The 19,344-nt window shown below is 55.3% G+C and carries 14 protein-coding genes and 1 pseudogene; all 15 read right to left on the bottom strand.

Annotation, left to right across the window (positions count from 1 at the left end):
• Window positions 1-5 precede the first annotated feature (5 nt).
• Complete coding sequence (locus ACHZCX_RS21245) at window positions 6-1,442, bottom strand: type VI secretion system contractile sheath domain-containing protein (RefSeq protein ID WP_319589202.1); 1,437 nt, start codon at window positions 1,440-1,442, stop codon at window positions 6-8.
• Between the two features lie 23 nt (window positions 1,443-1,465).
• Window positions 1,466-2,239 carry a hypothetical protein gene (locus ACHZCX_RS21240; RefSeq protein WP_319589201.1) on the bottom strand — a complete coding sequence of 258 codons (774 nt, stop codon included), beginning with the start codon at window positions 2,237-2,239 and terminating at the stop codon, window positions 1,466-1,468.
• 73 nt (window positions 2,240-2,312) lie between these two features.
• Window positions 2,313-2,714, bottom strand: a complete 402-nt coding sequence (locus ACHZCX_RS21235; protein ID WP_319589200.1) for a DUF4150 domain-containing protein — start codon at window positions 2,712-2,714, stop codon at window positions 2,313-2,315.
• 24 nt (window positions 2,715-2,738) lie between these two features.
• Complete coding sequence (locus tag ACHZCX_RS21230) at window positions 2,739-3,425, bottom strand: DUF3540 domain-containing protein (RefSeq protein ID WP_319589199.1); 687 nt, start codon at window positions 3,423-3,425, stop codon at window positions 2,739-2,741.
• Window positions 3,418-4,383, bottom strand: a complete 966-nt coding sequence (locus ACHZCX_RS21225) for a pentapeptide repeat-containing protein (protein WP_319589198.1) — start codon at window positions 4,381-4,383, stop codon at window positions 3,418-3,420. The genes ACHZCX_RS21230 and ACHZCX_RS21225 overlap by 8 nt, the downstream gene beginning before the upstream one ends.
• Window positions 4,384-4,441: 58 nt before the next feature.
• Window positions 4,442-7,129, bottom strand: coding sequence for a type VI secretion system tip protein TssI/VgrG (tssI, locus tag ACHZCX_RS21220; protein WP_319589197.1), 2,688 nt, complete (start codon window positions 7,127-7,129; stop codon window positions 4,442-4,444).
• A 27-nt stretch (window positions 7,130-7,156) separates the two neighbouring features.
• The gene (locus ACHZCX_RS21215; protein WP_319589196.1) at window positions 7,157-9,805 is read right to left on the bottom strand and encodes a DUF2169 domain-containing protein; all 2,649 of its coding nucleotides are present in this window, start codon (window positions 9,803-9,805) and stop codon (window positions 7,157-7,159) included.
• Window positions 9,806-9,824: 19 nt separating this feature from the next.
• Window positions 9,825-12,383, bottom strand: a pseudogene (gene tssH / locus ACHZCX_RS21210) (type VI secretion system ATPase TssH); the annotation flags it as partial.
• A gap of 113 nt (window positions 12,384-12,496) precedes the next feature.
• Window positions 12,497-13,546 carry a type VI secretion system baseplate subunit TssG gene (tssG, locus tag ACHZCX_RS21205; protein ID WP_319589194.1) on the bottom strand — a complete coding sequence of 350 codons (1,050 nt, stop codon included), beginning with the start codon at window positions 13,544-13,546 and terminating at the stop codon, window positions 12,497-12,499.
• Window positions 13,510-15,240 (bottom strand): type VI secretion system baseplate subunit TssF, encoded by a 1,731-nt coding sequence (gene tssF / locus ACHZCX_RS21200; protein ID WP_319589193.1) that lies wholly within the window; start codon window positions 15,238-15,240, stop codon window positions 13,510-13,512. The genes tssG and tssF overlap by 37 nt, the downstream gene beginning before the upstream one ends.
• 21 nt (window positions 15,241-15,261) lie before the next feature.
• Window positions 15,262-15,687 carry a type VI secretion system baseplate subunit TssE gene (tssE, locus tag ACHZCX_RS21195; RefSeq protein ID WP_319589192.1) on the bottom strand — a complete coding sequence of 142 codons (426 nt, stop codon included), beginning with the start codon at window positions 15,685-15,687 and terminating at the stop codon, window positions 15,262-15,264.
• 96 nt (window positions 15,688-15,783) lie between these two features.
• Entirely contained in the window at window positions 15,784-16,284 is a 501-nt protein-coding gene (gene tssD, locus ACHZCX_RS21190) for a type VI secretion system tube protein TssD (protein ID WP_319589191.1), read from the bottom strand.
• A gap of 67 nt (window positions 16,285-16,351) precedes the next feature.
• A complete protein-coding gene (gene tssC, locus ACHZCX_RS21185; RefSeq protein ID WP_319589190.1) occupies window positions 16,352-17,830 on the bottom strand; it encodes a type VI secretion system contractile sheath large subunit in 1,479 nt (492 codons plus the stop codon).
• Between the two features lie 2 nt (window positions 17,831-17,832).
• The gene (gene tssB / locus ACHZCX_RS21180; protein WP_319589189.1) at window positions 17,833-18,330 is read right to left on the bottom strand and encodes a type VI secretion system contractile sheath small subunit; all 498 of its coding nucleotides are present in this window, start codon (window positions 18,328-18,330) and stop codon (window positions 17,833-17,835) included.
• Window positions 18,331-18,675: 345 nt separating this feature from the next.
• Window positions 18,676-19,056, bottom strand: coding sequence for a hypothetical protein (locus ACHZCX_RS21175; RefSeq protein ID WP_319589188.1), 381 nt, complete (start codon window positions 19,054-19,056; stop codon window positions 18,676-18,678).
• Between the last annotated feature and the right edge of the window lie 288 nt (window positions 19,057-19,344).

Here is a 19,344-nt window from a genome sequence, read left to right as displayed (position 1 = left end):
CCACATCACCACATGAAAGTAAATTCAATGTTCTTGCCGCAGGACTCCCTGTGTCTCAGCATTACATCGAGAAGAACACGACCTTGAGCGTCACTGCTGACCACCTCGAAAGTGATGGCGCCGGCAGGCAGCACCCCTTTGAGGCGGGGATGTCGGGAAAACACCTCGTTTAAGACGCCCGCCAGGTGATCCGGCTCGCTGCTGGGTCCGGATTTTTGGCGCAAATCAATAAGGGTGTGGATGATTGTTGAGAGGATCAATGGCGCCAGCATTGACTCCCCCTTGATGGTCACGGCTTCCGCCAAGTGAATGCCTTTGCCGCGCGACAGCACCAGCGGGAGCAAACCGCTCGCCGCCATCTGGCGGGTGCGGTCGCCGGTGATGGCGGTTTCAAGCGGCGTCCAGCCCGCAATGTCAGCATCCTGGACGCGCAGCAGTTGAGAAGCAATGCCCAGCGGGCTACCGGTTCTCGCATGCGATTGCATCAGAAGTGCGGCAACCCCCCAGACAGGGGCCAGGAAGTTCGGCTTGCTTTGCCTGAACAGTTCGGATGACACGTCGCCATGACTGGAAGGGGTCAATGAAAAACGGTTGCACGCGGCTATCGTCCAGAAGGCTGCGGGCTGGGCACGGAGCGCCTTCCATTGAGCAAAGGAAAAGCCCTCCAAATGATGGGGCAGATAGGGGAGATGCTCCAGGCCGGACCAAGCGTCCAGGTGAAAAAAATCCGGGCCAAACCAGCAGATTGCCGGTGACATCTGCCGTTCAGCCAGATTGGCGGCAGCCTCCAGCAGCAGTATGCCGACCGGGGTCGCATCAAACGGCGCATCCAGCACAAGAAGATCCGGCGGGTCATCGTCCAGCAGTTGTCCGCTTGATGCCAGCACTTCAGCCGCATTTCCCCGGGTCACCGGCACCAGGGCAAGGCGAAGCTGCTCCGCACCGGCCGCCTCGAATAGCAGGGCAACACCCTGCCACGCCGCTTCCATCCGCCGGAAATCGTCATCGGCGGAAATCCGGGTCAGAACCCCGGCGATAATCGCATCAGCCTCATTCCCCTCTGTATCAGCCCGCCTGGTGCTTTCCTCCCTATCTCCAGGAAGATCGACCATGTCGAGAATGCTGTCGAGGGTTGTTGCCGCTGCAGTTGACTGTGCCTGCGCAGATACGCGGCTTCCATCCCTCAGCGCCCTGAGCCATGGGGTCCTCTCCACCATGGCATCAGGGGCGAAATCTGCCAGCGAGGTGAATTCCAGCAGTATCCCCGCTTCAGGGGAAAGTGATTTGGGCAGCGGAATATACAGTGAAGGGCGGAGTAGGGCCAATCCGTGATCGGCGGATTGAATCGGGAGAGGTTGCGTGGCGGCCGTGTTTGCAGCCATTTCCGCAGGAAGAAACGGAGCAAAGGCGACAATAGAAAAAGGGTGCTCAGGTATCTGCATTGGGTGGATTTCCAGGGACCGCATCAGACGAGCCGCACTGTAAACAACTCCGGCTCGTCACCCTCCGGAAACGCCCCAAACACCAGTGCCTCCGGCATACCCTTGACCTTGGCATAATAGGATGTTCCGTTCGGCACTTCATTCTGCACCGCCCAGGCGATACATTCCCGCTCGCCGAGCGTGAGCTGGATACCCTGCATCGGATAGTTCAGTACAGTATTCTTCGGCAACGTGCTCGCCGGGCCCACCGCCTGAAAGCTGATCTCGCCGCCACAGGTCCCAAAGATGACCCCTTTCCACCCTCCTTGCGCCGGCCCGATCTCAAACCATTGCCCCACCTGCTGATCCCCCGTAATATCGATACGGTAGTCATGCCGGCGGGGAGGGGCGGGCACACTGGTTTTGGCGACAATTTTTGCGCACAGGGCCGGCTCGTCAAGCGTCAGCAGGTGGGCGCCGGCAAGCGGAGTGGGGAGGTCGGTACTCTTTGCCGCGGCTCCGCAGGAGATGAGGAAAAGAGGAAGGCCAGGGCGGCGAGCGGCGACGGAGAGCGCGAGCAGCGACAGGCCATAACGCACGGAAGCTTTGGCCAGTTCTTCAGGTGGCGCCACCACCAACCAGCCTGCCAGCGCCGGATTGATCAGCATGTCCCGTGAATCCTGCCAGCCCATGCGTTCGATGTTGTCATTCCAGAGAGAACCGGCGACGTCGAAACCGTACGGCCCAAGCTTGGCGCTGACCGCCGAGGGGATGCTCCGATCAGAGCTCAGGGAAGTGAGCCAGAGCTGTTTTTTCATGCAGGTATCCTCTTTCTTGTTGTATGTGGGTTTATCTCGTGCACAGCATGGGTGTCCGGAGCTCCAAAAAACATCAACTCATGATCATTACCTTGGTTTGGCTGGGGGCGCAGTTGAGGCCGACCGTGTTGCCTTCGTTGAGCTTCATGGTGTCGGTCAAGCGCACCGCCGGATTGCCTTCGATCTTGACTTTCATGCTGGCCATGATGTATTCCGCCGCCCCCATGATCTTGGCGGAGACCACGCCGCCACCGCCGGAAGCACCGGGCTGGTCGCCGTTGGTGGGCTCTGTCTTGGAGGCCTTGGTCAGCGCCAGCGCCCCGACGATGAACACCTTGGTCGCCGTTGGCGTGGCGGATGAAGGCACACCGATATCGGGATAGGGGATCGGTGACACCGCCGGTCCGACGACGGTATTACAGACATCCGGGGCGGTTATGTTCTGCATTCCGCCTGCAATGGTTGTAGCAAACATTCCTTTCTCCTGTTTCTGGTTCCATCATCCCAGGTGTATTTTGTCGCCGTCGATCTTGACTCCATGTCGGGCCACCAGCGAGGCGTCACCGGCCTTCAGATCAAGGCGATTTCCCGCGCTGATGTTGATCTGACCGGCCTTGGTGCTGTCCGTCCGTGCCACCCAGCGGAAACAGTCCTTGACTCTCTGGGTAATCCGCTCCGCAACAGTGTCTATGGTTGCGGCCACCAGCGACAGTTTCCCTGCCTTGAGGGCGGCAACACAGGCGGTCAGTGACAGCTCGGCAAAGGACGCCTCGCCCCGCAGCCCTTGCAGCTTGATCGCCGGGGCTGCAATGCTTGCCGCTGCTGTTCCGACAACATCGACCGTCTCGCCGGCAAGCCGCAAGGCTCCGTCCGAGGCGCAGAGGGTTGTGTCGCCAGGCAGCATGACGCGACCGGCATGGCCGCAACGCTCGAGAACGGTCAGGATGTACGTCCCTGCCGCCAGGTTGCGGACAATCAGCACGGTGTCGTTCACCTCCGGCTCCAACAGACATCCGGCGGCCTTTTTGCCCCGCAGCGTCCGGGCGCCGGTTGTCACCAGCAGGAATTCGCTGTTGTCCCTTTGGATGACCCGCGCGGTGTCGATGGTTGCTCCGCTTGGCTCCAAATCGGGCATGCCCGGCGTCTCGGGATGCCTGAACATGAGTACATTGTTCCTGTCAGCCATTATTTGTCTCCTGTTGGATGTTGAGCGGCGACACCCAGTTCTCCCCTTTGGCCAGTTCCTGGTCGGTTTCCCTGGCGCCCTGCATCTTGGTGCCGGCAAGTCTGGCTTCAGAGAAATTTGCCCGGTGGAGATTGGCCACGGACAGGTCCGCTTCGGAAAAATCGGCGCCGGTGACGACCGCCCGGGAAAAATTTGTATAGGCCAGCTTTGCGCCGATTAATACTGCCTTCTTCAGCGAGGCGCCGACAAAGAGCGATTTTTCCAGGCAGGCATGCGCAAACCCGGCTCCATCGAGAACAGCCCCGGAGAAGTTGGCCATTGTCAACACAGCTCCGGAAAAGTCGGCCTTCTCTGCTCGAGCATCGATAAACCCCGCAAAGCTGCCTTGTGCTCCAGTAAATTTTGCCCCGTTCAGGTTGGCGCCCGTAAACCGGCACTTGGACAGGTCTGTTCCAGAAAAATCAGCCTCTTGCAGCGAGGCCTGCTCGAAGACAGCGAGTGTCAGCCTGCATCCGGGAAACTTCACTCTATCCAGAGCAGTAGCGGTAAAGATGGCGCTGGTGAGATTGTTGTCATTGAAGAGGGCGCCGAGCAGGGGGGTGGCGATCACTGTGAATCGTTCCAGGTTGGCTTGGTTGAAGTCGAGTTTTCTGGTCTCGCACTGGACCAAGGTTGCATTGTAAAGACTTGCACCGACAAACAGGGTGTCGGCCAGACGGCACGAGGCAAAAGAGGCGTTGGTGCACTCTGTGCTGTTGAGCAGTGCGCCGCTGAAGTCGCACTCCCGGAACTGGCTACCGACGAGGCTGGAACCCGACAAGTCTGCCCCCCGTAGGGAAACCCTACTGAATTGTTTGTCGGACAGATCGAGACCTGTCAGGGATAAGCCGGACAGATCCAGATCTACAATGTACTGGTTGCAGTGCAAGAATTGGAGCGTTTCATCGCTCTTCAACATTCGCGTTCCTTTCTTTCCATTTTTCTTTGGCCCGGAGGGTGTCAGGATATGATTGTCACTATTGTAATTTAATAATTGCCCCCGCCTGTATAGATACAGACGACAGGAATTGAAAATTACCTGTATTGGCGCTTACTGTACATTGATTGGTGTTAAGATCTAATTTTGCAAAATCGCCGGTTGTGTTCAGTTTTACTTGATCTGCATTCATAGTCAATTTCGATGCTGCAGCTGTCAGCTCGATGTTTCCGGCGACAACCGTTTGCTTGATGTTTCCGGTAGTAACCTTTTGCTCGATGTTACCGGTGATAACCTCTTGCTCGATGTTTCCGGTGGTAACCGTTTGATCGATATCACCTGTTGTCACATTTTGTCCGATATTACCGGTAATCACTCTTTGTGTGACATTCCCCTCGCCAACATTTAGCTTAATTTTGCCAGCGTCCACTTCCATCTGGATATCTCCAGTGGTCACTGTTTGCTCAATATTTCCGGTAATCACTACTTGTTCGATACTGCCGAGGCTCACCTTTTGCTCAATATTACCGGCAGTTACTTTTTCTTCGATCCCGGTTGTGCCAAGCTCAATGGTTGAATTGTACAAAACTTTATCGGCAGCTTTGCATAACGCAGAGTTGGCATAAAGAGAAAGGGCCACATCCAGTGCCATGAGTATCTCGTTTATGCTGGTGATTGTGGCTGTGTTTGCCTTTGACGCCTTGCCCATTGCGGCAGCAGCAACCGTTGTGGCGGCAGTGAGGGCGAGCATGGCCGTTGCCGCGGCCCAGATTGGGGGGGATGTGCCACCAGCCTTAACCAAAACCGAATTTTGCCCGGTCAACTCATTATCTTTGCAGATTGAATAGACATCGCCCCAGTATAAATCCACTGTGTTGGCAACCGTCATATCCATCTTGGTGCCAAGAAAAACTTCCATAGCCGAACCGGCGGTGATGGAGGTTTCCGAGCCAAGCATAATATCGTTTGCTATTCCAACCGTGACCTCGGTACATTCCCCCAAAGTCAACGAATTCTCCCAGGCACTGGTTATTTCTATCCCTGCTCCGGTATAGATAGAAACGCCGGAATTTGCTTCCTCCTCTTCTTGTTCGGATTTTTCTGTCTCCAGCTCAGTATTGATTTCGTTAATCTGGTTCTGTAGTTCCTGGTTTGTTGGCGGTTCTGTCTCACTCGTCTCACTGACAAGGCCCAACCGGAACGAGGTGTTGCTTTTCGGCGTCTGCAGCAACATCCCTTCGCTGCCTTGCTGATCCTCCATATGCAGTTTGTTGCCGCCGGCCGTGGTGATCCGGCTCTGGGTGGCATTTGCCGAATTGACTGGGCTCGGGGTGATCGGATTGGGCACGGCAGCGGCAATAATCGGCCGGTCCGGGTCGCCGTCAACAAAGGTCAGCAGCACCTCGGTCCCCTTATGCAACGGGAAGTGCATGCCATGGTTTTCACCGGCATAGGGCTGCGCCATCCGCAGCCAGGAGGAGGCCTTGCCGCCCATGGTATTGTTCAGGTCGAAGGGCAGGACCACCTTGTACCGCCCCTGATTATCGACCTCGGCATATTGCCCGCTTCCGGCCGCATCAATGTGGGCGTTCATCGTGCCGGGAACACGGGGCTTTTCAGTGACCCGCTCAGGCCGAAACTGGCTGCTGGAACTGATCGCGGTGAAACTGTTGTGGTAGGCCGAAAATCGCTCGCGGCTGGAGCCGGCTACACCCAGCCCGGAGGTGAAGAGGAAGGTCTGGTCGCCATTGTGGGTCAGATCGGTGGTCAGATAGGTGTCGTTAAAATCAGCGCGATTATGGCCAGCCAGTTGAAAAAGGTATCCCGGCCGCAGGTAGGGGATCAGGCTCTCTCCTTGAAAAAGCCGTGCCCTGCACATAAGCGCCTCGGCGCGCATCTTCGCCAACTGGGCGCCTTCCTCGGGTGTCGAGAAATGCTCGCCGTAGATAAAGACGTCGCCAAAGCCCCGTTCGGAAACCACATGTTCCACGGACAGTTCCAGCGAGGGCTTGCGATAGTTGTAATCCTTCAACAGCACCTTTGCCGGCAGCATCTTCTGGCTGCAGACCAGCGATTTGACCACCTCCTCGCGGGACGCTTCATCCAGTCCGGAAGGCTGCGAGTAGAACATCTTCGTCCCCTCGGCCATGACCGAGTGGAGCAGGGCCGTATCGGTGATGATGAGCTTCTCGCACTCCGCGCCCTGCTCAAAATAATAATAGATGCCCTCCCGCTCCATCAGGCGAGAAATGAAGCTGAAGTGGCTCTCGTTGTACTGACAGATATATTCATGCGGCTGATATTGGCCGGTCAGTCGCAATTCATAGTCAAGGCTGGTGAGGCCGCCGTCTTGCAGGGCAGCTTCGATGATCTGCGGGATGGTCTTGTCGAGAAAGATCTGGTTGTGGTGCGTCAGGGTCTGACGCCAGAACGCCGGGGTCAGGACGGCACGGTAATGGGTGAGCCCCTGGGCGGTTTCCATCTGTTCAAAAGCCGACAACATGCCGTTGAAAACGATGTTGCCGTCGTCGCGCAGAATCGAGAGGGCAGCGCGGGATTGAATCACGCCTTCAAGATCAATCCCGTCGTTGTCCGACACCAGGGTCACATCAAAATGATAGAGCTTTGAAAGCCCTTCCGTTCCGGTAAAACTGACCACGTCAAAGGTGTCCGTTGCCAGCGTTCCAGCCTTTGAGACAAAGCTGAATTTTTTTCCGATTGATGTCATAGAACTGCTCCTTGGTAATCGGGCACGTTATTGAGCGGACCGTGCCTGTGCTCGCCTGAAATCCGTTCCCTGGATGTCGCTTGCCACTATTATTGCGCCATAAAGATCTGTACCGAACATGTTTGCCTGTTTCAGGTCACATTGGTTCAACCGCGCATGACGGAACGAGGCCTTGAAAAAATTGACCCCGCGCAGATCGCAGCTGGTCATGACGGTCTTCATAAAGTTTGTCCCCCGTGCGGTGGCATTGACCAGGTACACCCGCGCAAACGTAACCCTGCTGAAATCGGCGTCATCCAGCACGGCCCCGGCCATACAAGCCCCAGAGAGGCTGGCGCGTTCCCAGCAGGAACGGGTCAGGTCAGCCCCGGAAAATAGGGCGCCAGCAAGGTTGGTCTCCTTGCTGGCCCGTGAGGCGATCAGGATAGCCTTGCTGAAATCCGCGCCCGTTCCCTGGACCCCATCAAAGGTTGCCTGACAACCGTCTGTTTCGCTGAAGCAGGCATGATCAAGGGTTGCGCCTGAGAAATCAGCCGCTGTGATCACTGCCCGGTGCAGGTTGGCGCCTGTCAGGTCGGCCTTGGAAAAATTGGTTCTGACGGCGGTTGATCCGACAACCTTGCATTCTTTGAGGGTGGCTTTGGCAAACAGCGCTCCGGAAAGACAGGCTGTGGAAAGATCGGCGTCGGCAAAATTGCATCCGGTAAAATCGCCCCCGGAAAGATCAGCCCTTTTGAGCTCCACCAGGGAAAAGGTGGCGCCAACGGCCTGAACCCGCATCAGGTTGGCCTGGGCCATGCGCGCCCTGCTGAAATCCGCATCGGCCAGCACTGCATCGGTAAACACCGCCCCGGTGAGAATCGCACCGGTAAACGTGGTATTCGCCAGAATTGATCCTGAAAAATCTGCGTTGGCAAGATCCCGGCCGCTGAAATCCATGTCGCTCAGATCGAGCCCGCACAGCTTTTGGCCCTGGGTATGCCGCTTCATCACCGCATCAACGGAATCAAGGGTTTCTTCAGTTTGATCAGCAGCGGGCGGCGCAACCGTCCCTGTCTCCTCTTCCGGCGCCTCCGGAGCAGCAGCTTCGCCTGCGGTTGGCAGGGTGGCCGCCAGGCTCGTCAACCCGGCAATGATCGTGCCGAAGTCCAGCGTGGCGGGGTCGATGTCGGGTAGTATTTTGGCCGCTGCTTCCTGAATGTTGATGCCGGATTTTTTCAGTTGCGCTTCCACGCTCTGAAGCGCGTCGGTCAGGGTTTTGATCTCTTGTTGAGGATCCTTGGGGGCCGCCTGTGGGGACAGATATTTATTCAGCGCCTCCTCCTTGGAAATGCCCAGTTTTGCGAAAACAGCGTCGGCCTGCTGGTGGGCATCCGCAATCACCTTGTCCAGTTCAAGCTGGCTTGGCGCGACCGTCGGTTCCGGCTTCGGCATGACCTTTGCCATGGCCTGCTCGCGGGTCATCCCCAATTTGGCGAAGACGGCAGCGGCCTGGGCATTGGCCTGGGCAATTTTGTCGTTCAGATCCGTCATCATTTTTTCGGCTTCAGGAGACAACGGCGGCGGTTCAGGCGGTTGCGGCAGTTCTGGGGGCGCAGCGGGCGGCGCTGCAGGCGGAGGCGGCTCAGGCGCGGCAACGGGAGATGGTTCGAGCGGTTCCGCCTTGACCGGGGCTATTGTGGCGAGAAATTTCTGGTGATAATAATCCAATGGTTGCGGCGGCGCGTTCAACGGTTCCCACTCGGCCATCAGATGCGTCACATCGTCCAGGGTCTCGTCGGTGACCGTTGCTGTTCCCCGGAAGAGCAGAACGCCGCAATCTGCCCCCGGGAAAAGCCAGACCGTCTCCGGCCGAGCCTCTATTTCGGTGAATGTTTCTTTGCCCTCAACCACGCGGTTCACAAAAAGGCGCGCGCGCAGCCCCGGCAAGACCGAGGTGATCTCCGCCTTCTCCGGATGCATATTCTCAATCCGGAGGAGCTCATCACCTTTGAAAAACCCGGTAAGGCGTTGATCCGCAGGCGCGGTATTGAAATACTCCGGATCGGTATTGGTGGGATAATGGGGCCAGCGTTTTTTCAGCCAGGCATCATCAAAGGTTCCTAGCAATCGTTTCCGTTGCGGCCAGAAGGGGTTGAGGGTGTTGAATCCCGCCGGTTCCGGACGGTCTTTGGGAGAGGTCACCAGGTGACGGGGATCCTGCACCTGCGGCAGCGGCATCCTCCCGTCTTGATCGGGTAGCATGCCCATCCCTGTGGGGTTAAGCTCCCACCCCTCGCCGCCAAAAGCATTGGCCCAACTGACGCGCGTTTCCTTAAACGGTTCCGGGGCAGACGGCAGCCCTGCCGCGTTCCAATATCTGGCGCCACTTACATTCAGGGTCTTGCTCAAGCCGGCAACCGTCACTCTGACTTGGAGACCTGTGACCGCCTGAGGCGAGTGGGCCGCCCCATACACCAGAAATTCCCCCCGTTTTTTGGGATACCCCAGGTCAAGCGCTTCTTCCTCCCCCAATTCTCCCGCCACGACCTGCCACATTTGGGCTTCCTCAAAAAGGCGGTCATCTCGTGTTTCCAGAGAAAAACAGGCCATGGCGGCGACCGAGAGGCAGCAGTTGTCCCCCAGCATACAAGGAGAAAAAAGCAGGCCAAGATTATCGGGCTTGATGATCTTCACGAAAGCTTCAGCCCTGCTCTCAGGAGAAGTTCATGCTGAAGCAGCCATCGGCGCCAATATCGAGGTTGACGGCCGAAGGCATGCCGCCGGTGGTCATATGGGCCAGGATTTCCTGCGAAAGTTGCGGCATGATGGTGCCGCGAACAATATAGTCGATGTTGCGGGCCCCGGTTTCCACTTCGGTGCAGCGGGCGGCAATGGTCTCCACCACCGTTTCTGAATAACTGAATTTCATCTTGTTGTTATTCATCAGTTGTTTGGCCATTTTATTGAGTTTCAGCCGCACGATGCCGCTCATCGCCGATGCGTCCAGGGTCATGAACGGGACGATGTTCATCCGCGCTAGCAAGGCCGGTTTGAACCAGTTGGACAGGATCGGACGGATAGCCGGGACCAGAACATCCATGCCGGGGCGCTGGCCGTCGCGGGTCATCTCAGTGATGATGTCGGTCGCTAGATTGCTGGTCAAGAAGAGGATCGTGTTGCGGAAATTGATCTCGCGCCCCTCGCCGTCGCCCATGACCCCCTTGTCAAACACCTGGTAAAAGAGGTTGAGCACATCGGGATGGGCCTTTTCCACCTCGTCGAGCAGAACCACGCAGTAGGGGCGATTACGCACCGCCTCGGTGAGCATGCCTCCTTCCCCGTAGCCCACATAGCCGGGAGGCGAGCCGATCAGACGGCTGACGGTATGTTTTTCCTGGAACTCGCTCATGTTGACGGTGACGGTGTACTGTTCGCCGCCAAACATCATGTCGGCCACGGTCAGGGCGGTTTCGGTTTTGCCGACGCCGCTGGGGCCGACAAACAAGAAGACCCCCATCGGCTGATTGGGATCGGCGATGCCCGATTTGGTTGATTTCATCACTTCGCTGACAATGGAAAGGGCGTGATCCTGGCCTTTGATGCGGGCCTGCAGCTCTTCCTCCATCCGCAGAACGCTCTGCGCCTGATCACGCAGCACCTTACCCAGGGGAATGCCGGTCCAGTCGGAAATAACCAGGGCAACCACATCCGGGTCCACCTCAAACTTGACCATTGGCTCATCCTTCTGGATGTCCGCCAACGCAGCCATGGCGGCCACCAGTTCTTTTTCCAGCTCTTCCGGTGAAACCGGAGTTTCTCCTTCTGCCACCGGCGCCTCTTTTTTCTTCAGTTCCGCCAGGCTGTTACGCAGCGACACGACTTTGTCGACCGCCTCTTTTTCGCGCTTCCAGCGTGCTGTGATCTCGGTAAGTTCACTACCGAGTTTGGTAAGCTCTATCTCAATCTCGGCCAGCCGCCCTTCATCGAGCACGACCCCATGTTCCTGGTCACGCAGGCGCGCCGTCTTTTCCCTTTCCAGAGCTTGGATGGCATGCTCGCAATCCTCCAGCCGGGCGGGCTTGGAGGCCATGCTGATTTTGACCCGGGCGCAACAGGTGTCGATCAGGTCAATTGCCTTGTCCGGCAGGAAGCGCCCGGTGATGTAGCGGTTGGAAAGTTCTGCGGCGGCGATGACCGCGTCATCCCGTACATTGACGTTATGGGATTTTTCGTAGGCAAGCTTGCATCCGCGCAGAATCAAAATGGAGGTTGCAACGGTCGGTTCGTCAAGTTTAACCGGCTGGAAACGCCGCGCCAGGGCCGGGTCTTTCTCGATATATTTTTTGTATTCGGAGTAGGTGGTGGCGGCCAGGGTTTTCAATTCGCCGCGCGCCATGGCCGGTTTCAGCAGATTGGCGGCATCGCCGCTTCCGGCCGCGCCGCCGGCGCCGATCAGGGTATGCGCCTCATCAATAAACAAGATGATCGGTTTAGGGGACGCCTTCACCTCGTTGATGACAGATTTAAGGCGATTCTCAAACTCCCCCTTTACCCCAGCTCCGGCCTGCAGCAGCGCCATGTCCAGCCCCAAAATCGACACATTCTTCAGGCTGTCCGGCACGTCGCCCAAGGCAATCTTCAACGCCAGCCCCTCGATCACCGCCGTCTTGCCCACCCCGGCCTCACCTACGGCGATCGGGTTGTTTTTCCGGCGTCGTCCCAGGATGTCAATAATCTGGCGAATCTCATTGTCACGGCCAAAAACGGTGTCGACCTTGCCGTCACGCGCTTTCTGGGTGAAATCCTCGCAGTATTTGCCCAGGGCGCCGCTGGCCAGGGGACCGGCTGCGGCGGCTGAACCCGCCTCTGTGCCTGCAGGTGCGGTGTCTGCTGTTTCGATCGAGTTGGCCAGGATCTTGAAAAACTGCCCTTCCAGTCCCTCCCGGCTGATGGTTTCCAACAGGTCGGTGTAGTTGCCCCCCGCATAGATGGACGACTTTGCCAGCAGCGCCAGCAGCAACGCACCGGAACGAATGCTGGCCTCGCCCAGATTGACCGAGGCCAGCAGCCAGGCCTCCTGAATCCATTGCAGCAGAAGCGGCGAAAAAGCCGGCTTGCCGGCGTTGCCGGAACGCATCTCTTCCAGAGTTCGATCAAGGCTTTTGCGCAACGCGGTGCTGTTAATCCCGAACTGTTTGAGAATCAGATACCAGTCGGCACCGGTTTCATCCAGCAGGCGGGAAACAAGGTGCTCAACCGTCACCTCATAATGCGAACGGGAAACGCAGAGTCCGGCAGCCCCTTCGAGTGACCGTGTGCAAAACGGGTTAAGACGTTTGAGCAATGGTTTTATTTCTACACTCAGCATGCATTTCTCCTGAAATTTCAATGATGATAGGGAGCAGAGACGCTGGCCTCGCACCGTGTTGTGATATACCCTTCGGAGCCGTCGTCGGCCAGCCAGCTGTTCACCCCTAAAAGAGCGCCGGACTGTTCACCCAGGCTGAGGGCCGGTATTCCCGCGCGGTCAAAAAGCACCTCGAAATCGTAGGCAAGCGGGGAAGTGAGATACTGATCCACCAGAAAAACAGCCCGGTTCAAAACCGTTCCCCCAGGCAAACAGGCCGAAAACTGTTCCGGTGGCACCGGTCCGAGAATGATGCGAAATTTCCCCATGCAGTCAGCGATTTCGCTTCCCATGTACAGGTCCGTACCCATGGTGGCGTTCGTTATGCCCAGGGAATTGCGCTGGTCTGCAGGCACAGGCACCATTTGCGGAATACACTGCCTGATATGCACCGCGATGCCCTGCAACGCGTCGCTTAACATGGTTTTTAGGCCAAGTGCGGAACGCGGGTGCTGGCTCATGAGGCCGGCATACCGTAAGAGCGATCTTCGCGCCTCTTCCTCAGCCGGCGTTCGGTCGCTTGAACCGCCCATGCCCATCAGGCAGTAAATGCGTTGCAGAGACTCGCGGTCTTTTTCTTCGCATATTTGCAGGAAGAGATTGTATTTGAGCAAAGAGCGGACAAAGAGCGGGTAAATCGTCGAGTTGACGATATCTATGAAGTCGCGCGTGACGCTTTTGTCGTCTCCTGCCTCGATAAGGAGATCTTCTGTATAAAAAGACGGCAGAGGCGAGGAGGTGCCATAGAGACCGAGAAACGTCGTGTTGACGACGAAACGATGCTCGCCGTCTGCCAGGGGAACCGCCTCAATACCGGCAATATCGGCAGAGGGAAATCCGAGCGTCAGTTCCGGGCGGATGCGAAGAAAACGACCCTCCAGGGACGCTGCGTCTTTGAGACCGCCCTCCTCTCTTCGCTTAAGGATAAGCCGGAGGAGTCGGATCGCCTGAAAGAAGGAGTACGCAGGACCTTCCTTGAGCAGGCTCTGTTCTAAATTAGAAAATGTTCCCCGTTCCTTGCTGGCCATGTGTACGTTTCCCCGGTGTTCACTTCTCTGACAGTGAGGGAGGTGAAGGAATTGATTGTTGAGTACCAGCCGAGAAACCGGTCAAGTACTGATCCGAACAGATACATGTCGCCGATGCCGGCAAAATTATCCCTTTTGAGGTGCAAGGTGATGGCAATGCCGCGAGCCATAATGCCCTGCATCAGGCGGTTGATGCTTTGAATTTCCACACGTTCTATGCCGGCGACCCGCTTCTTGTTGGCAAGGATTGACGCCTTGTCGCGCCCTTCAGTGAACACGTAAAGATCGAGTATGGTCTTGAGCGCTTCAGGGCGATCAATGGTGAGCAGGTTGATCGAGGCATGGGAAAGAAGCCGCCACAGGATGCTGGCGCCCAGCGGCGGCTGGACATTCATGGTCGCGGGACGGATATTGCTGAATTCCAACAACTCGGGAGAGGTGGAGGTGTGGCGGCAGATATCCCCCAGGCCGAGGTTTTCCGGCAACGTGGCATTGGTGCACAGCAGCTTGAGCGACAATACTTCCTCGACCGGAGCGGTTTCCACTCCGGGATAGGCCACCGAAATGTATGTTTCGAGGCTGTCGTCAATAACCGATTTGGCAATGCTGATGTTGTAAACCGCCTGCGCCTCATACTGGGGAGAGAATTGCTGGAAGGAAATATATGCTTTTTCCTTCGAGGTCCCCTGCATGAATCCGGAAACTTTTTCAACCTGAATAATCTGATAATCCTTCTGTTTTGCCCCGGATGGGCGGATGAGATAGCGGCTTTTGCGATGATCGTAGCGGATCGGCTCCGCGTCATGATGAAACAAATTGATAATCGGGGTGGCAAAGAGGAGAAAAGAATCCTGTTTTATCGGGACCGGAACAGCGGGTTCCTGTTTCAGTTGCAAGGAAAGCGAGAAGCTGGAACCGCGCCCCCTGCTGGTCCAGCGTTCGATCCCCTCGATATCCACGAAGAGAAATTTTTCCGGCAGCATGAAATATTCCTGCAGGAGGCGGTATGCTGGAAACGACTGTCTAGGGTAATGGAGCAGCGCATCGTCTTGACCAAATCCGACAGGTTGGATGGCTGATGCGGGCAGAATGCAGGGTTTGCCATCCGGGGATGACAATTCCACCTGCGCCACATTGGTCATTAGGTGATAATAGAGGTCGCTTCCCTGGGGTATTCCCCCGGCAAGATAGAGCCGGATTCGTTTCTGGTTCAAGGCGGCCAGTGGAATGCCGGCAAGTTCAAATTGTATTGTTATCCTGGGGGGCAGACCGGCCCGTTGTTCCATCGCCGCATTTTTGATCCTGAGCGGCAGCGCTTCGATGTCAAAACAGGTTCTGAATACGCACGAGGTGCCGTCAACCGGGACAGACGCAACCTCGGTGCCAGCGGGGACCAGCAGGGGTTCGCGCAAGGTCGGACGGGGGGTAAATGCCAGAATGGAGGAAGACGGGACCGGCCGCAGATAGTGGGGAGCCAGCAGGTTCATAACGCCATGCAAAAGCTCAGGGAATTCATCGTCCAGCTTGTGGCGGACAAGACCAGTCAGGAAGGCGGTTCCCTCAAGGAGCCGCTCGACATCGGGATCCGAAGTCTGGCCGCTCAACATGGGGGCAAGGGCAGGGTGGGCTTGGGAAAACTCCGCACCCAGCTCTTTCAACAGCGTCAACTCTTCCTGGTAGTAACGGTTAAACATGGAGATTGCCCCTGTCTCAGACTATGAGGTAACTTTTACCTGCCCGTCGGAGTCAACTATGGTTTCAAAAACTATGGGTGTCCCTTTTTCATCGAGAACCAGTTTGGCAGAGATGGAAAAACGGAGCGCCAACAGGTCGTCCTGCTGTGTCCTGAAATGAACGGCTACATCCTTGAGACGGGGTTCATATTGAACAATGACGCTTTTTATTGCCGCTTCCAGTTCCGGGATTGACTCTGAGGAGAAGGAACTCGAGATGTTGGTCAAATCCGGAACACCATATTCCGGATCAATTTCCACCGACCCTTTTTTGGTGTTCAGCACTCGGATCAGGTGTTCCAGCACAGAATTGACAATGGTGCCGGAATCGACATCAAGACGCCTTTCCGGATTTTCCTCCATTATGCGTATCCGCTCCAGCAGCCGCTCTTTTTTTATTATTTGCATAAAGTACGTCGTTTCTCTGTCGAACCGGCAGCGTCAGCACATGCAGGAAAGATCGCCCTCTCCACAGACGTGGAGAGGGCATGGAATCATGGCAGCTTAGGATTTAGGTTTTGTCCAGTCATCATCGGTCTGAGCCAGAGTCGAGCCTTTTTCATCAAGGGAGATCCAGGTGATCTTGCCGTAGGTGAACATGATTTCTTCCATGTCGTGATACGGTTCATTCTCTTTGAGGAAGGTCATCGGTTTGTACGCCTTGATCGAAACGATAATGGCCTTTTCAAGCTGAACCTTGGCATAGATATATTCGTTGCCGCTAGTGCCGATGGCGGTGTAGCTCAGTTCCCATTTGGTGATCTGCTCGCCTGATGTCAGCGCCTGATACAGTTTGGGTGAAGCGAGATCTTTGTGCTTGGTGATTGAGATAGGTCCATGGACGCGCTGGCCGGTTGCAAGACCTGTATGGACGTCACGCGGGATGTGGACTTCATGCTCCATGGCGTAGACCAAAATCGAATCTTTGTACGCTTCCTGGGTGCAATCGCCCTTGATGTCGCTTTGTTTGGCTCCGGTCAATGTTAAATAACTGGTGTTCGCCATCTGCTCGTTCTCCTTTTATTGGTAGTTGAGAAACATGGTCCCTTGGGACCGGATTGGTTACGAGTGCTTACTTGTCGAGCTTGCCCACCAGAGAGAGGGTGAAGGAGGACCCCATGTATTTGAAATGGGGCCTGACCATCATGGAGACCCGGTACCACCCAGGTTCTCCTTCAACATCCTCTACCTTAATCTGGGCGGAGCGGAGCGGTTTTTTCGCTCGGGTGCTCGCCGTCGGATTATCCATTTCGACAACATACTGCCCGATCCACTTGTTCAGTTCGTCCTCCAGTTCTCCCCGCTCTTTAAACGAGCCGATGTTTTCCCGCTGAATGACCTTGATATAATGCGCCAAGCGGTTGACGATGAACATGTAGGGGAGTTGGGTGCCCAGCTTGTAGTTGAGTTCCGCTTCTTTTCCTTCCTTGCTGATACCGAAATTTTTCGGTTTCTGGCATGACTGGGCTGAGAAGAAAGCGGCGTTATTGCTCCCTTTCCGCATGGTGAGAGCAATGAATCCCTCTTCTGCCAGTTCGAATTCCTTGCGGTCGGTAATGACGATTTCGGTCGGAATCTTGGTTTGAATGGCACCCATGGATTCGTATTGATACAGTTCCAGATTCTCAACCGTTCCCCCGCCCTGTGGTCCGATGATGTTGGCGCACCAGCGGTAGTTGGCAAAACTTTCGGTCAGGCGGGTGGCAAAGGCGAAGGCGGCATTGCCCCACAAAAAACGATCGTTTCCTGCGGAGACGCTTTCTTCGTAGGTGAAACTTTTGGTCGGGTTGGAGGACGGACCATACGGAAGGCGGAGAAGAAAATGCGGCACGGTAAGGCCCACATAATGGGAATCCTCGGAATTCCTGAATGCCTGCCATCTGGCATATTGAGGACCTTCAAAGATAGATTTGAGATCTTTCAAATCCGGAAGCTTGGAAAAATCATCGATGCCGAACATCTCTGCACTGGATGCTGCAATGAATGGAGCGTGCGACATGGCCGAAACCGCGGCCAGATCCTGGAGCAATTTAATATCTTGTGGTCCTGGGCCAAATTCGTAGTTGCCGATTATGGCAGCGTAGGGCTGGCCACCGAACTGTCCGTATTCGCGGGAGTATGCGACCTTATACAGACCGGACTGAACCACCTCGGGAGCGTCGGAAAAATCGTCGAGCATGTCCTGTTTGCTGAGGTTCATGATCTCGAGTTTGACGTTTTCCCTGAAATTGGTCCGATCAACAATAAATTTCAGCGAACGCCAGGAGGATTCCATTTTCTGAAAATCCGAGTGATGCAGGATTTCATCCAGCTGGCGGCTCATCTTCTTGTCCAGCTCGGCAATCATTTCGTCGCAGATCAGGGCGTTTATCTTCTCCACTGATTTGCCCGGCTGAAAAATCTGCGCAATCAGCGCTTCTACACCTTTTTTGGCGACCGAATAGGACTCATTCTCTGGAGTCAATTTGGTTGCTGAAAGTATGTCGTCTATCAGAGAGATACTTTCAGTGGTTTCAGCACCCTTTTCTTCAACTTTCAGTTCTTCAGCCATTGTTATGCCTCTCCCTTTTTCTCGCCGATCCCCATCTCATTGAGAATTTTGTCTCTCAACGCAGGGTCATCAATAATAGACTGAATTTTCTTCCTGAATTCCGGTACGTTCCCCAATGGCCCTTTCATGCCCTTGATCGCTTCACGCAATTCCATCATCTGTTTGAGCTCGGGAACCTGCTGGACAATGGAGTCAGGATCGAAATCCTTCAACGAGTTGAACTTCAGATTTAACGTCATTTTTTCGTCAGGCTGGTCGGTAAGCGTATTGGCTACGCTCAAATCAACCGCTAGATTCTGTGCTTTGAGGACGTCGTTAAAGTTATCTTTATCAATGTTAATGGGGTCGCGTTCCTCAACACTCCTGTCGTCCTTTGCTAGGGTGAAGTCACCCACTATTAACATTTTTAACGGAAGTTCAACTTCTTCCTTGGCATCGCCGGTTGCTGGACGATAGGTTATGTTGACTCGTTCCTTGGGTGCTACCGATTCTTCTTGCATGTGTGCTACCTCCCAGTTGAGATATGATAAAACATTGTGAGCCCGGTCAGCCGCCGTTCGTCTTCTACGCCACAACTGGAATTGTAGGGGTAACTAGATTTGAAAGTAAAGCTAATTTCCCCAAGAGAATATTTTGTTGAGCATTGTGGAATACTAATCCCTTAAAGCTGGAAAACCGCGTCAACTCTGGCCTCGTTAATTACTCGTTTCGCGGTTATTATCGCCACAACCTGTTCTGATGAACCCCGGTTGGCTTCAATTGGCCGGGGTAAGGGCAGTATGCACCAAAGGTCGTTCTCGGGAACGGGAGGGCCTTTTTTAGGTCACTCGTTTCGAATAGATTGTTCAAAAAGACCGTATTTTCGAGGGGCTATATCCATCCGGCGTGTCATCCAGAGGTCCGCCATTTGCGGCATGTTTCAGCCGTGGGGTGGCCTGTCCGGACCACTTTTCAATGGTACTCCTTCCCTTCGATTTTTTACGGGTACGGGTGATAGTGTCCTGGATGAAATCACACTCAAAAACCACAATATTGGTGCTGGTCTTGTACATGATTTGGTAGTTGGTCTGCCCCGGGGTTCGAATGATCAGATCGATAATGGCGAGTGCCTGGGCTGATGAGCCGAACCCATCGGGTTTTGTCCCAAGGTTCACGGCTACCTGGGCAATGGCTGGTACTGAAAAAAGAAATAATACTATGCAATTGATTAATATTTTGTGGATCATAATGAAATTTATCCCCTTGCGATATCCCGAGTATCAACCGGCATCTTGAAGTGCTGAATAGCGCTGTTCAACCTGATGAAGTATTTCCGATCTTCCGGCCTCTCCAAGATCAACACAAACCCAGCCCGCCTTCCTGTCTGAAGCGAATAATACAAGGCCAGTCCATGGCTACTCGGCCCCCTTTTTTCCAATGTCAAACTTAATGCCGTGGGTTTGACGTGATACAGTCGGCCTGTGTCTTGTTGGCAAGTACAACCTCTGCTTCCCTTTATGTTCGGCGTACCATTG

This window comes from uncultured Desulfobulbus sp., from assembly GCF_963662935.2.
GTDB lineage: Bacteria > Desulfobacterota > Desulfobulbia > Desulfobulbales > Desulfobulbaceae > Desulfobulbus.
Note: the sequence above shows the minus strand (reverse complement) of the source record. Positions and strands in the feature narration are given on the sequence as shown.